The organism is Halosimplex litoreum (assembly GCF_016065055.1).
GTDB classification, from domain to species: Archaea; Halobacteriota; Halobacteria; order Halobacteriales; family Haloarculaceae; genus Halosimplex; species Halosimplex litoreum.
Map to the genome: position 1 here is coordinate 1,014,983 of NZ_CP065856.1, position 13,822 is coordinate 1,028,804.

General features: G+C 69.5%; 13 protein-coding genes. 6 read left to right on the top strand and 7 right to left on the bottom strand.

The features are described from left to right. Nucleotides 1-32: 32 nt before the first annotated feature. Both I7X12_RS05005 and truD read right to left on the bottom strand, forming a co-directional pair. Nucleotides 33-758: a DUF2103 domain-containing protein gene (locus I7X12_RS05005; protein WP_198062766.1), complete on the bottom strand. Its 726-nt coding sequence runs from the start codon at nucleotides 756-758 to the stop codon at nucleotides 33-35. 92 nt (nucleotides 759-850) lie between these two features. Continuing rightward, a complete protein-coding gene (gene truD / locus I7X12_RS05010; protein ID WP_198062767.1) occupies nucleotides 851-2,284 on the bottom strand; it encodes a tRNA pseudouridine(13) synthase TruD in 1,434 nt (477 codons plus the stop codon). A 515-nt stretch (nucleotides 2,285-2,799) separates the two neighbouring features. On the opposite strand from truD, the gene I7X12_RS05015 reads away from it, so the two are divergent. The 4 genes from I7X12_RS05015 to I7X12_RS05030 all read left to right on the top strand — a co-directional run bounded on the left by I7X12_RS05015 (nucleotide 2,800) and on the right by I7X12_RS05030 (nucleotide 5,346). Then, nucleotides 2,800-3,597 (top strand): MBL fold metallo-hydrolase, encoded by a 798-nt coding sequence (locus I7X12_RS05015; RefSeq protein ID WP_198063788.1) that lies wholly within the window; start codon nucleotides 2,800-2,802, stop codon nucleotides 3,595-3,597. Nucleotides 3,598-3,661: 64 nt separating this feature from the next. After that, nucleotides 3,662-4,372: a YkgJ family cysteine cluster protein gene (locus tag I7X12_RS05020; protein ID WP_198062768.1), complete on the top strand. Its 711-nt coding sequence runs from the start codon at nucleotides 3,662-3,664 to the stop codon at nucleotides 4,370-4,372. 104 nt (nucleotides 4,373-4,476) lie between these two features. Next, nucleotides 4,477-4,872, top strand: a complete 396-nt coding sequence (locus I7X12_RS05025) for a TRAM domain-containing protein (RefSeq protein ID WP_198062769.1) — start codon at nucleotides 4,477-4,479, stop codon at nucleotides 4,870-4,872. Nucleotides 4,873-5,094: 222 nt separating this feature from the next. After that, a complete protein-coding gene (locus tag I7X12_RS05030) occupies nucleotides 5,095-5,346 on the top strand; it encodes a DUF7123 family protein (RefSeq protein WP_198062770.1) in 252 nt (83 codons plus the stop codon). 77 nt (nucleotides 5,347-5,423) lie between these two features. Here the strand turns inward: I7X12_RS05030 and I7X12_RS05035 are convergent, their stop codons facing one another. The 4 genes from I7X12_RS05035 to I7X12_RS05050 all read right to left on the bottom strand — a co-directional run bounded on the left by I7X12_RS05035 (nucleotide 5,424) and on the right by I7X12_RS05050 (nucleotide 8,743). Then, nucleotides 5,424-6,026, bottom strand: coding sequence for a winged helix-turn-helix transcriptional regulator (locus I7X12_RS05035; protein WP_198062771.1), 603 nt, complete (start codon nucleotides 6,024-6,026; stop codon nucleotides 5,424-5,426). Between the two features lie 212 nt (nucleotides 6,027-6,238). Next, nucleotides 6,239-7,468: an SPFH domain-containing protein gene (locus I7X12_RS05040; RefSeq protein WP_198062772.1), complete on the bottom strand. Its 1,230-nt coding sequence runs from the start codon at nucleotides 7,466-7,468 to the stop codon at nucleotides 6,239-6,241. A gap of 128 nt (nucleotides 7,469-7,596) precedes the next feature. Continuing rightward, nucleotides 7,597-8,232 (bottom strand): NfeD family protein, encoded by a 636-nt coding sequence (locus I7X12_RS05045; RefSeq protein WP_198062773.1) that lies wholly within the window; start codon nucleotides 8,230-8,232, stop codon nucleotides 7,597-7,599. A gap of 73 nt (nucleotides 8,233-8,305) precedes the next feature. Next, on the bottom strand, nucleotides 8,306-8,743 hold the full coding sequence (locus I7X12_RS05050) for a DUF7312 domain-containing protein (RefSeq protein WP_198062774.1): 438 nt from the start codon (nucleotides 8,741-8,743) through the stop codon (nucleotides 8,306-8,308). Nucleotides 8,744-9,013: 270 nt separating this feature from the next. On the opposite strand from I7X12_RS05050, the gene I7X12_RS05055 reads away from it, so the two are divergent. Further along, entirely contained in the window at nucleotides 9,014-9,778 is a 765-nt protein-coding gene (locus tag I7X12_RS05055; protein WP_198062775.1) for an ABC transporter ATP-binding protein, read from the top strand. Then, nucleotides 9,750-11,507, top strand: a complete 1,758-nt coding sequence (locus tag I7X12_RS05060) for a hypothetical protein (RefSeq protein ID WP_198062776.1) — start codon at nucleotides 9,750-9,752, stop codon at nucleotides 11,505-11,507. Before I7X12_RS05055 ends, I7X12_RS05060 begins: the two co-directional genes overlap by 29 nt. 39 nt (nucleotides 11,508-11,546) lie before the next feature. On the opposite strand, the gene metG is transcribed toward I7X12_RS05060, so the two are convergent. Next, on the bottom strand, nucleotides 11,547-13,661 hold the full coding sequence (gene metG, locus I7X12_RS05065; RefSeq protein ID WP_198062777.1) for a methionine--tRNA ligase: 2,115 nt from the start codon (nucleotides 13,659-13,661) through the stop codon (nucleotides 11,547-11,549). Nucleotides 13,662-13,822: the final 161 nt, after the last annotated feature.

Genomic DNA, 13,822 nt, shown 5'->3' on the forward strand with positions numbered 1-13,822 from the left:
TCGATTCGGCGGCGTCCGGCACCGCCCGCGCGTCAGTCCTGCAAGTCCGCTTCCCGCAGCGCCTCGTTCAGGTCCTCCCGGACCACTTCGCCGAGGTCGCGCTCGCGGGCCGTCGTCACGACGCGGTTCTCCTGGACGGAGGACCCGTCGCGGATGAGCAAGCGGACGTTGCCGTTCTCGCCGGCGCGGGTGGCCTTCGCGCGGACGCCCGAGCGGGAGCCCGAGCCGCCGGCGTCGATGGGACCGGGGATGATCTTCTTGACGTGGGGGTGACCGGCGACGGTCTGGATGGCGCGCTGGCCCGCCCGCCCGCCGACGAGCGTCGAGTGTGACCCGCCGATCTTCTCGCGGGGCGGCGTCTCGACGACCTCCAGCGGCGCCTCACCCCGCCGCGAGAGGACGGACTCGACGGGGTCCTCGTCGTCGCCGACCCGGTAGAAGTCGTGGTGTAGCTGGCCCCGCACCGCCCGCAGCACCTCTCGGTCGCCGGTCGCGTACACCTCCTCGGGGCGCTTGCGTCGCACCTCGTCGGCGACGAGGCCGGCGAAGTTCCGCAGTTCGATCACGCCCGTCTCCTCGCCGTCCTCGGGCGTGGTCGTCACCTCGCGGACGCCGGCGACCTCCTCGTCGGAGAGGGTCGTCACGCGGGCGCGGTCGCGGTCGAGTTCCAGCACGACGGCGTCGGCGTTGTCGGAGCGACAGACCAGGCAGTAGTCGCCCGGTCGCTCCAGCGACGAGCCACAGCGCCGACACTCCATGTATCCCCGATTTCCCGTCGAGCGGCAAAAGGAGCGCGGAAGCGTGGCTCTGTGCGGAGGTGTGACAGGCCGAAGGGTCGGCCGCGACGGACTCAGAGGGCGTCGGGGTCGCACTTCAGGTACTCGCGCAACACGACCGTGGCGTAACTGCCCTTGGGCAGCGTGAACTCGAAGCCGAGCGCGTCGTCGTCGCCCCGAGCCACGGCCAGATCCGTCCGCACGAGGATCGCCCGTCGGGTCCCGGTCGACTCGAACTCGCCGGGGAGCTCGAAGTCCGCGGGCTCCAGATCCAGGGCGTCCAGCACGGCGCGCTCGATCTCGCCCATCTCGCCGTCGGCCAGTTCCGTCTCGGTGCCGACCAGCGGCGCGGTGACGAACGCCCGGCCCCGTTCGCAGTGGCGGCGGACCGTCGAGACCCGGTCCTCTGTCACGCGCTGGGTGCGGTCGGTGTCCGGCAGCGCGACGCCCTCGGGCGCCTCCGAATCGGCGAAACACACCACGTCGCCGGCGACGGGCTCGTGGAACGGGAGCCCCCGCTCCAGGCGCTCGGAGAGCATCCGGTTGAACGCGAACGACTGAGCGGCGTTGACGAACAGCCGCTGGAGATTGGAAGGGACCGCTTCGAGCGCTGCGCGGTAGTCCTCGTCGCCGAGGTCAACGTCACTGCGCTCGCCCCCGCCCCCTCGCTCCGCCTGGCGCTCGACGAGCCGATGACACATCGACCGCTCGAAACCCAGTCGCTTCGGCAGCCTATCGAGCGCCCCTGCCCAGTCTTCGGTCTCGTCGACGTACGCCCGGGCCTCACGCGTCGACTCGGGCTCGCGCTCGGCGGGGTTGCCGACGTAGGCCAGCACCGCGCCCTTCCAGTTTCCGCGGAGGATTTCGAGGCCGACCTCGTGGGTGACCGGGCGCTTGCTGCCGAAGCGCTGCTGGCCGAAGAAGTTGGGGACGCCGACGGTCACGGGGTCGTCGGCCGTGGTCGTGGCGTCCGACTCCTCGGATTCCGTCGCGTCGTCGCCGTTCGCGAACGCCCGCAGGTCCGCGGTGGTCGCGTCTGCGTGCTCGGCGGCGTCGGCTTCGACTCCCCGAACGGTGATCCCGAAGGCGTTGCCCGCCAAGTCACCGAACAGGACGGGGCGACCGGTCCGGCCGAGCAGTTCGATATCTGCGTCGCGGATCTCGACCGCTCGCAGCTCCTCGGGGTCGGCCTTCTCGACGGAGAACAGCTGCGTCGTGACGGCGTGTTTGTCCTTCGTTCCCGCCCAGGAGACCCGTTCGCGGGAGATACCGAGGCGGTCTGAGAGTTCCGAGGCGAAGTCGTTGGTGTCCCAGCTCCGCAGCGTGACCCGCGCGAGCACGTTCGGGTAGGCGCCCGGGTCGGCGTCGAGCGGGTCGGGGTCGAACGCCTCGACCTCGGTGACTCGGAAGTCCTCGGGCGACTCGCGGAGGTGGCCGCCCACGCCGGGCGCGTCGCTGACGTAGTAGTCCATCCCGACCGCCCGCTCGACGGGGTGTGCCTCGCGCATCTGTTGATCGTGTTCCGTCGTCGCGGTACCTGTATCTGCCTGATCGGAGCGACGAGTCGGCCGAAACGGAACTCCGCCCGCGGCCGCGAACTCGACCGCAGCCGCGAACTCGACCGTAGCCGCGAACAGCGTGAAAGCCCCCGCGCGCTGCGGTCGATGGCCTTGCTGCGCTCCTCGCTCGTTGCACTCACTGCGGTGCTCGCTGCGTCCGTCTTCCCGCAGCGCGCGGCCCCTTTCATTCCCACCCGTTCGGCTGATCGGACAGTCTATGCGGGCGGGAATGAAAGGGGCGACCGTCTCGACGAACCCCGACGAAGCAAGCACTGGAGCGAGTGTAACGAGCGAAGCGCGCAGCGAGTCGCGGGAGTCGAGACGGTCGGGGCTTTCACGCTGTTTGCGGTTCCAGTCCACTCCGCGGTCGTGGTCGAGTCACTCTCGGTTCGCTGGCGGTCGTGGACACTCCGCTCACACTCGGACGAAACGAACAGGTGGCCGGCGCCGAAACGAACGGACAGATGCAGGTCACGCGAGCCGGCGTCGACGTCGAGACGCGCGCACCGACGGGCCAGACGAACGTCTACGTGCTCGGCTCTGACCCGGCACTCATCGTCGACCCCGCCACACGGAGCGACGAACTCGACGCCCTCGCGGCCGAACGCGGTGTCGGTCACGTCGCGGTCACGCACCACCACCCAGACCACGTCGGTGCGGTCGCCGACTACGCCGACGCCCACGACGCGACCGTCTGGGCGCGAACCGGCCGCGCGGACGCCTTCGAGGCCGCGACAGGGGTCGGACCGGACCGGACGTTCGCCGAGGGGACGACGATCGAGACGGGTGACGGCGCAGTCCGCGTCGTCGACACGCCGGGACACGCGCCCGAACACGTCGCGTTCGCGGCCACCGATGGCGCCGAGTCGGTCCTCGTCGGCGGTGACCTCGCCGTCGCCGAGGGAAGCGTCGTCGTCGGCGCACCCGGGGGTGACGTGCGCGCCTATCTCACCTCGCTCCGGCGCGTCTACGCGCGCAGTCCCGACCGTCTCCTGCCTGGACACGGTCCGACGGTCGAAGGGGTGGCCGTCCGCGAGACCGCCGCGCGGCTGCTCGCCCACCGACTCGACCGGGAGCGCCGGATCCACGAGGCCGTCCGGGACGGCGCGGAGACCGTCCCGGACACCACGACCGCCGCCTACGAGACGGATCTCTCGGAGGTCCGCGACCTCGCCGAGGCGACCGTCCGCGCCCACCTCGAGAAGCTCGCGGTCGAGGGGTCGGTCCGGTGGGACGGCGAGCGAGCGGCGCCCGCGGAGTGAGCGGACGGACTCGTCATCGGACCGCTCGCGACGCGTTTTTGCCCGTCGACCCGGTAATCCGTCCATGGAGAGTCTCGAAGCCGAGCGCGAGCGAGCCGAGGCGCTGGACGTGGCCGAGCTGGCCGACGCCATCGAGGCCATCGGCTTCGAGTGCACCCGCTGTGGCGCCTGCTGCAAAGCGGTCGACGGCTGCGAAGGTGAAGACGCGGACGAAGAGAAGAGAGCGGATACTGGCGGCGAGGGTCACGACCACACCGCGACCGTCTTCCCCGACGAAGTGCGGGAGTTACAGGCGACCGAGGACTACGACTGGCGGGACGTGGCGCGACCGATGCCCTACGGACTCGTGGAGGGCGAAGATGGGCCCCAGGGCGAGACGTTCGAGTGGGCGCTCCAGACGGACGACTGCGGCGACTGCACGTTCTACGCGGAGGACGACGACGGCGTCGGCGCCTGCACGGTCCACGGCGACCGCCCGCTGGTCTGTCGGACCTACCCGTTCAGCGTCGCGCTGGGCGGGACGAGCCAGCCGATGGGTGAGGCCGTCGACGAGGAAGGGATGGTCCGCGCCCACGAGTGCGAGGGACTCGGTCGAGACATCTCTCGCGAGGAGGCCGAGGAACTGGCGCGGGCGCTCAAGGAGCGAGCGATCCGAGAACTGGACGAGGCGGTCGCGGTTCGGGACAGGTATCGGCCGGTCGAGCGGGACTCCGGCGAGGTAGTCGTCTTCGATTCGGAGGGCCCGAAGCGACCGGACGGGTCACGGGTCGAGTGAGCGCGAGATCGCTCCGAACCGGGCTCCGAACAGCCTTTCTCGGGGATCGGGCTGGCATACTTTCATAAAACAGGGGGTCTATGACCCACTCGGAGGTCTACATCGTGGAAATCTCAGATAAGCTGCTGTGTCTGTTCAGTGCGGACGTGTCGGACGACGGCGACCGGTACGTCGTAGAGGTGCCGAAACGGGAGATCGAGACGGGTGGGGTCGAGCCGGGGGAGACCTACCGCGTCGCGCTCATCTCCTCGGAGGTGGACCGAACCGAAGACACGGACGAGGACGACGTCCCCTCGGAACCCCAGCCGCCGGTCGAGCCCGGCGAGATCCGCTACGTCGAGATCGAGGACATCGGCAAACAGGGCGACGGCATCGCGCGCGTCGAGCGCGGGTACGTCATCATCGTCCCCGGTGCCGACGTGGGCGAGCGCGTCAAGGTCGAAGTCACCGAAGTCAAGTCCAACTTCGCCGTCGGCGAGATCATCGACGAAGACCTGTGAGTTCTCCGGGGGCCACCCGCCCTCTCGCATCCCGCCGCGACAGCGACGGCCGTCGCGACCCCGACGCTGGTACGGCCGGTTAACCAACGGCACCAACTACCCCACAGCGGCGCGCCGTAGGCCCACGTTACGACCACACATGAGCGGGGTAATCGCAAGAAGGGAGCGGGTTTTACCGATCGTACCAAACCCGCTTTAGGGGAACGGTACCTGCCTCGAAGTATGAGCGCGACCACCGCGAGCGCGACGGGCGAACGACGCACCCTCACCGAGAAGCAGCACCGGATCCTGGAGTACCTCCGGGACAACGCCGATACCCAGACGTACTTCAAATCGCGGCTCATCGGCGACGAACTCGACCTGTCGGCCAAGGAGGTCGGGTCGAACATGACCACCATCCAGAACAGCGACACCGACCTCGACGTGGAGAAGTGGGGCTACTCCTCGTCGACCACCTGGAAGGTCACCGCCTGAGCGAACGCACTCTCGCGCTTTTTCACGCCCGCCAGCCGTCGCTGGCGGGTCGACACGCTCACGGACGACGCTTCGGTTCAGGGGTCGTAGGAGACGATATCGTCGGCGTCGGCGGCTAGCTCGGCGGCCTCCGGGCCGAAGGAGTCGGCGTGCTGGACGAGCAACAGGAGCAGCGCCTCCGGGCGTTCGAGCCGGTAGCCGTCCTCGCGGGAGAGCAGGCCGGCCTCCTCCAGCTGGCTGGCGTACTTGCTGACGGTGGGCGCGGAGACGCCCAGCCGTTCGGCGAGAGCGGTCCCCGACGCCTCGGGGTCGCGCAGGAGCGCGATGACCATCCCGCGCGGCGTCTCGCGCCGGAGGTACCCCAGCGCTACCCGTTCGAATTCGGAGAAGCGGCCGGCGGGAAAGTACCGTCGGTACTCGCCGTCCTCGCGGCTCTCGACGGCGCCGTCCCGTTCCAGCCGACGAAGGTGGTGCTGGGTCTCCCCCGTACCCAGTTGCAAGTCGTCACGGATCTTCGAGAAGTGTGCGCCGGGTGTCGCGGCGACGTACCCGACAAGTGCGTCGGGCGCGTCGCTGTCGCTCTCCTTCGCGAATCCGACGAGCGGACTGGTCGCCCCCAGCGCAGCGAAGCGACGGAGCGTCGCTCGCTTGCTCTCGTCGACGTCCCCCTCTCGCGCCATTATGGGTCTTTTGGCGGTGGGGTGGTAAAACGGCTTCGGCTTCTCTAATCTGCGACCGCCTGGGCCCCGGTAGACGCTCTACCGCCCGAATTCCGCCGAACTGGTCACTGACGGTTACCTATCAGGTGACGAAATGGTACGTATCGTGCTCGGAAGCGATCGGCGCCCGAAGCGGGAGGGCGCGGGCGCCGAAACCAGACGACAGGGTCGGCTTACTCGGTCTCGGTCTCCGGTTCGCGCTCGGTGTCGGCGCTGCTGGCGCTGGCATCGCCGCTCCCGTTACCGCCGGGACCGCCCACCGGGCTCCCCGAAGGGTCCATCTCGGAGTCCATCTCCTCGATGACCTCGTCGGGGTCGCGGATGTTCGTCGCGTCTTTGCCCTCCTTGATCGCCTGGGCCTCCTGTTCCATCTCCTCGACGTCGACCTCGGCCTCCTGGTCGATCTGGCCGAGGATTTCCTCGATGTCGTCGAGGCCGATGAGTTCGCGCGTCTCGGCGTCGAAGTCGAGTGAGTCGAGCTCGCTCTCGCCGTCGACGTTCGCCATGTCGTTGACGTCGCTGCCCGAGAGGTGCTTGCCGTAGCGACCCACCAGCGAGGTGAGCTCCTGGGGCATGACGAACGTCGTCGACTCGCCCTGACCGATGTTTTCGAGGGTCTCCATCCCCTTGTCGATGATGGCGCGCTCGCCCATCGACTCGGCAGATTTCGCCCGCAGCACGGTCGAAATCGCGTCACCCTGCGCTTCGAGGATCTGCGATTGCTTCTTCCCCTGGGCGCGGACGATGTCGGACTGCTTCTCACCCTGGGCCTGCTCGATGGCAGAGCGCCGTTCACCCTGCGCTTCGAGGATCATGGCGCGGCGTTTGCGCTCCGCGGAGGTCTGTTGCTCCATGGCCTGCTGGACGTCCTTCGAGGGGTTGACCTCGCGGACCTCGACGCTCTCGACGCGGATGCCCCACTCGTCGGTAGGCTCGTCGAGTTCCTTGCGGATCTTCGCGTTGATCTCCTGGCGCTTGTTGAGCGTGTCGTCGAGTTCCATGTCGCCCAGCACGGCCCGCAGCGTCGTCTGGGCGAGGTTCGAGACGGCCTTCTTGTAGTTGTCCACTTCGAGAAAGGCCTTCTTGGCGTCCATGACCTTGATGTAGACGACGGCGTCGGCGGTCACCGGCGAGTTGTCGCGGGTGATCGCTTCTTGACGGGGCACGTCCAGGGTCTGGGTCCGCATGTCGAAGGCGTAGGTCTTCGAGACGAACGGCGGCACGAAGTTGATACCGGGTTCGAGCAGTTTCCGGTACTCGCCGAAGACCGTCAGCGCCCGCTTCTCGTAGGCGTTGACGATCTCCACCATCTGGTACACCATCACGACCGCGAGCAGCAACAGGATCACCGCTACGATCGGAAGGGCTCCTCCGAGGCTCTGCAACACTGGTACGGGGATCATGCGATCAGACTTCGTACCACCCCGTCAAAAGTGTTGGGTCAGCGACCACAGATGCCAGGCCGCGGTCCGGCGATCGCGAACAGCGAGGTCGACCGTCAGCGCGGGCCGACCGAGAACGCCCCGCCGGCTCAGGCCGGGTCGGTCTCGAACTCGCGTTCGTCGTCGGCGTCGGGCTCGTCGCCAGCCGAGTCGTCTCCGCTGGCGGAACGGCTCGAATCGCGTTGCCGTTCCCGCTCGAGTTCGCGGTCGATCTCGTCGATCCCGCCAGTGAGCGGTTCGACGGTGACGACGTTGCCGCCGCCGGGGTCGACGACCATCACTTCGGTCCCCTCCTCGATCTCGCCGTCGACGCTCCGGGCGCGGTAGTAGGGGTTGAATCCCCCCTCGTCGAGTTTGACTTCGCCGCCGGTCTCGGTGATCCGCTCGGTGACGCGACCGGTCTCCCCGCGCAGCGAGTCCGAGTCACTGGTCTGGGGACCGCCTTTGCCGCCGTAGAAGTCGAACTGGCGGTAGACGTAGAAGGTGCCCGCGCCCGCCGCCAGCACTAGCGCGGCGAGGATGAGCGGCGCGAGTACGCCCAGTCCCGGCGGGAGCAACAGCCCGACCAGCCCGGCGACCAGCAGCGCCACCCCGAGGACCATGAAGTGCGCCCCGGGGGCGAACGCTTCCGCGATGGTCAGCGCCGCGCCCGCGAGGAGGAGGAACAGCGGGAGGTTCGCTCCGATCCACGTCAGGACCGAAGTCTGCCCGATCCACTCGATCATACCGAAGATTCGGTCGCCTTCGGGAAAACACTTCGCCTCGGACCGGTCTCGGCGGTCGAGCGCCGGAATTCGGTCAGAACCGCACGAACACCGCGTAGACGACGGCCGTCACCGCGGCGACGCCGAGCGTGACCGCGCCGATGGTCTCCGGAGTCAGCTGCGTGACGACGCTGGCGAACACCAGCAAGACCAACAGAGCGCCGACGGCGACGAACACCGCGCTCTCCAGGCTGGGCGTGTCCGACTCGACCGGCAGGTCCGGCGTCACCGACCCGGCGACGTTACCGCCCTCGCCCTCGTCCCGACCGTCGCTTTCGGACTCGGACTCGGACTCGGACTCCGTCCCGCCGAACGCGACGGTCGGACCGTCGTCGCCCTCGCCGACGGTCACGTCCCATTCCTCGCCCTCGGCGTCGAGCGTGTCCGCTTCGTCCACGTCACCGGTGTCGTCGCCCACCTCGTCGACGGAGAAGCGCCACTCCTCCTCGTCGTCGCCGGCCTCGTCTGCCATATCGCTCCGTAACGGCCGGCCACCAATAGGACTTGTCGTCGCTCGACGCCCCGGACGCCGTTTGTGTAGTTTCGGTTATAGACTCGTCGTTCGCAAACGTTTTTTCAGCCTGGAAGTACGTCTTCGGGGTATGCGAACCTGCCCTCCAGCAGGGCGGTGGCCGCCTCGGCGCGGTTCACTGTCCGCACCACCGCGGTACGGAATCGGACGCGAGTCGACCGGGCGCGAAGCGATTCGCGCCCGGACCGAGCGCCGGCGAGGTGACGATCGGTGAGCGACCCGGCCGTCGTCGCCGACGGGCTGACCAAGCGCTACGGCGAGGAACTGGCCGTCTCGGACCTGTCGCTGACGATCCCGTCCGGCGACGTGTACGGCTTCCTCGGGCCGAACGGCGCCGGCAAGACGACGACGATGCGGATGCTGACCGGACTCACCGAACCGACCCGCGGGACCGCGACGGTCGCGGGCGCCGCCGCCGACGACCGCCCGGTGCTGACGGAGCGGATCGGCTACCTGCCCGCCGATCCCCCGGTGTTCGACGAGTTGACCGGCCGCGAGCACCTGCGATACGTGGCGCGACTGCACGAACTCCCGCCGGAAGCGGCCGGCGAGCGGATCGACGACATGCTCGCGCGGTTCGACCTGGCCGGGGACGCCGACCGCCGGATCGGCACCTACTCCACGGGGATGCAGAAGAAGGTCGGTGCCATCGCGGCGCTACTGGGCGACCCCGAGGTGGTCTTCCTCGACGAACCGACGAGCGGGCTGGACCCCCGGGCCGCGCGGACGATGCGCGACACCGTCGCCGCGGTCGCCGAGCGCGACGTGACCGTCTTCCTCTCCTCGCACGTCCTCTCGGTCGTCGACGAACTCGCCGACGCCGTCGGCGTCATCGACGACGGCGAGCTCGTCGCCGAAGGCGCCACCGAGGAGCTGAAACGCCGGGCCCGCGACGACGGCGAGGCGGACCTCGAAACCGCCTTCCTCGACATCACGGAGGATGCCGATGTCCCCGACAAACGAGTCGAGGCCTGAGTCGACGCGGGCGACGGGGAGCCGGACCGCGTCGCCGAGCCGTCGCGGGCGGTTCCCGTCGCCGACGGTCAGCGCGACCGTCGCGCGAGTCGAGTTGCGGCGGATGTTCCGCCGGATCCGCGCCCAGGACGTGTGGCTGGCGCTGGTCGTGCTGGGGTCGCTGGCCGTCCTCGCGGTGCTCCCCGTCGCGTTCGACGCGGCGAGCGCCTGGGGTACGACGCTGGCGAGCGGTGACGCCGCCCCCGCCTCGACCGTCTCCCTGCTCGTCGCCAGCGGCTGGGTGTTCGTCCTCGCGATGGGCGTCGTCGCGGGCGTCGGCTCCTACGGCGAGATCGACGAGCCCGCCGGGATGTTGACCGTCCGACCGCCGAAGGACGTCGCGGGCGGCCTGCTCCTGATGAACGCCGTCGGCTACGTCCCGTACGTGGTCGTCCCGTTCGGCGTCGGGTTCGCCGGCCTGGCCGCCGGCGCGGGGACGCCGCTGGTGCTGGTCGGCGGGGCCACCGCGACGGCCGCGCTGCTGGCGAGTGCGATGGCCATCGGCTATCCCGTCGGGCTGGCGCTGAAAGGCGCCGTCCGCCGGTCGAAGTGGCTCTCGCGGCTCAAGCCCGCGATCGGCACGGTCGTCGCGGTCGCGTACTTCTGGGTGATGTTCGCCGGCCACCTCCCGGCGCTCGTCGACGCCCTCTCGCCCGTACTGGACGGCCCGCCGCTGACCTGGCTCGGCGACCTCGCGCTGGTCACCACGCCGGGCGCCGACGCCTCCGCGGTCGGCGCCGCGGCCGCGCTCGGTCTCACCGTCGCCGTCGTCCCCGTCGGCGTCCTCGCGACGGTCCGTGGGGCCGAGTTCGCGTGGTTCACCGACGAGCAGCGCGACGGTGGTGACGAGGCCGAACCCGACGGGGCGTCGGGTTCCGGGTCCGGCACGGTCACCCCGACGGGGTCGACCCGGCTCGGCGACGCCTTCGGCCTCGTCTGTCGTCGACGGGGCACCGCTGGCGTCGCGGCGACGACGCTCGTCCGGGCCTACCGGGCACCGCTGCAGTTGCTGTTCGCCGCGGTGCCGCTGGTGTTCGCGCTCCCGATGGTCGAAGGGGCGTTGGCGACCGGAACGGTCCCGTCGTACGCGCCGTGGTTCGCGATGCTGTACGGCGCGTGGGCGGCCGGCGTCGCCGCGCCGCTCAACCTCCTCGGCAACCAGGGAGCGACCCTCCCCGGCCTCCTGACCTCGCGCGCGAGCGGCCGCGAAGTCGTCCACGGGCACGTCCTCGCCGTCGTCGCGCCGGTCGCTCCCGTCGCAGCGGTGCTCTCGGGCGCGGCGGCCCACGCGACCGGCCGTTCGCCCCCTGAGGCCGTCGGCTTCGCGGGACTCGCGCTCGTCGTCGTCGCAGGCGGCGCGGTCGTCGCGGCCGCGCTCGGCGCGCGGTTCCCCCGGTTCGACGGTATCGACGTGACCGCCGACCGGACGGCGACGCCGCCGAGCAAGGCCGCCTTCGCGCTGTACTCGATCCTCGCCGCCCTCGGCGTCAGCGCCGCCGGCGTCCTCACCGACGAACTCTACCGGGTCGTGATCCACTCCCTGCTCGCCCCCCGGCTCCCCTTCGGCCTCTCGCTGTCGGTCGCGGGCCTCGAACGGGTCGCGCTGGGCGTCGCCGTCGTCCTCGCCGCGGCCGTCCCGGCGGCGTACGTGCTCGCGGTGCGACGAGTGAGCGACTACCACATCGAATAAGAATCGAGCGGCGAAAACGGAGGGGGCGCCTGGCGCTCGCTACCGGATCTTCGTCCCGGGTTCGGCGTCGCCGTGGGTCGTCAGCAGGTCGGCCTCCTCGCCCGCAGCGAGCACCATGCCGTTGGACTCGACGCCGAACAGCTCCGCCTTCTCCATGTTCGCCAGCAGGACGACCTTCGTCCCCGGGAGTTCGTCGAGGTCGTGTAGCTGTTTGATCCCGGCGACGACCTGTCGGGTCTCGACGCCGATGTCCACTTCGAGGCGAGCGAGCTTGTCCGAGTCCTCGATGGGTTCTGCGGACTCGACCCGCCCGACGCGGATGTCGATCTCCTCGAAGTCGTCGAAGCCGATGCGGTCCTCGGCGAGGGCCTCTACGTCCATACTCCCCTCGTCGCCCTCGGCGGCCTCGTCGGTTTCGGTTCCGTCGTCACCCTCGGCGTCGTCCTCCTCGGCCGCCGCGACTTCCTCGACGCGCTCGTCGAGCTTCCGGTTCAGTTCTTCGACCCGGTCCTCGTCGATCTTCTCGAACAGCTCGGTCGGCTCGCCGAAGTCGGCGGGCGGCGCTTCGAGCGCGGCGTCGAGCGTCGCGTCGGCGACCGATCCCTCCGCTTCGAGCTGGTCCCAGAGCCGCTGAGCGGTGTCGGGCGTCGCCGGGTAGACGAGGACGGCGACGGCCTTGGCGATCTGGACGCAGTCGCGGACGACCGGCGCGGCCTCGTCGTCGTCTAAGTTCCAGGGCTCGTGGCGCTGGATGTACTCGTTGCCGAAGCCCGCCAGCCTGACGGCGGCCTGCGTCGCCTTCCGCACCGAGTAGTCGTTGATGGCCGCCTCGAACTCCGCGATGGCCTCCTCGATGCGCTCGCGGACCTCGCTCGACACGTCCACGTCGGGCGTGCCGCCGAGGTTGCGCTCGGCAAAGAGGAGCGAGCGGTAGGCGAAGTTACCGACGTTGCCGACGAGTTCGCCGTTGACCCGCTCGCGGAAGCGGTCCCAGGAGAAGTCGATCTCGTCCTGGAAGCCGCCGACGGTGGTCAGGTAGTACCGCAGCGTGTCGGGGTGGAACCCCTCGTCGAGGAACTCCCGGGCCCAGATCGCTCGATTGCGGCTCGTCGAGAACGCGTCGCCGTCGAGGTTCATGAACCCGCTGGCGACCACGGCGCGGGGTTCGTTGAAGTCTGCGCCGCGCAGCATCGCCGGCCAGAAGACGGTGTGGTGCTGGATGATGTCCTGACCGATGATGTGGACGATCTCCCCGCCCTCGGGGTGGTCGTCGGTGCCGTGGTTCTTCCAGACGGCCTCCCAGTCGTACTCCTCGGCCCCGACGCGCTCGGTGTACTGTTTCGTCGAAGAGACGTACTCGATGGGCGCGTCGACCCAGACGTACAGGACGAGGTCCTGCCCGCCGTCGTCGCCTGGGTAGTCGACGCCCCAGTCCAGATCGCGAGTGATACAGAGGTCTTCGAGTTCGCCCTCGATCCACTCGCGGGGCTGGTTGCGGGCGTTGTCGGTGCCTTCGAGGCGGTCGATGAACCCCTGCAGGTACTCCTGGAAGTCCGCGAGGCGCAGGAACTCGTGCTCGCGGGCGCGGTACTCGGCGGGGTTGCCGGTGATGGCGCTGACCGGGTCCTCGATCTCGCCGGGTTCGAGGTGCCGTTGACAGCCGTCGTCGCACTCGTCGCCGCGGGCGTTCGCCCCGCAGTAGGGGCAGGTCCCCTCGACGAAGCGGTCGGGCAGCCACTGGTCGGCGTCGGGGTCGTAGGCGACCTGGATCTCCTTCTCGTGGACGTGGCCGCCGTCGATCCACGACTCGACGAACGACTTCGTCATCGCCTGGTTCGTCTCGTCGTGGGTGTGGCCGTAGTTGTCGAACTCGACGTCGAAGCGGGGGAACGTCTCCTCGTACTGCTCGTGGTAGCCCAGCGCCAGCTCCTCGGGGTCGACGCCCTGCTCGGCGGCCCCGACGGCGATGGGGGTGCCGTGCATGTCCGACCCGCAGACGAAAGCGGTCTCCTGGCCGAGCGTCCGCAGCGCTCGCGAGAGCACGTCGCCGCCGACGTAGGTGCGCAGGTGGGCGATGTGCAGGTCGCCGTTGGCGTAGGGCAACCCGCAAGTCACGACCGCGGGCTCGTCGGTGGGGAAGTCGTCGTGGCTCATACTACTCGATACCTCCAGTCGGCTCTTTAACGCGGTGATTCGCTGTCATCGTTCGATCGCGTGGTTCGGGGCTCGCTCGCTGGTGGAGTGACGGTGCGGTCGGATGCCGGCTTTCCCCGTCCCACCGCCCAGACCGTCCGGCCTGGTCGGGATATGAGCCC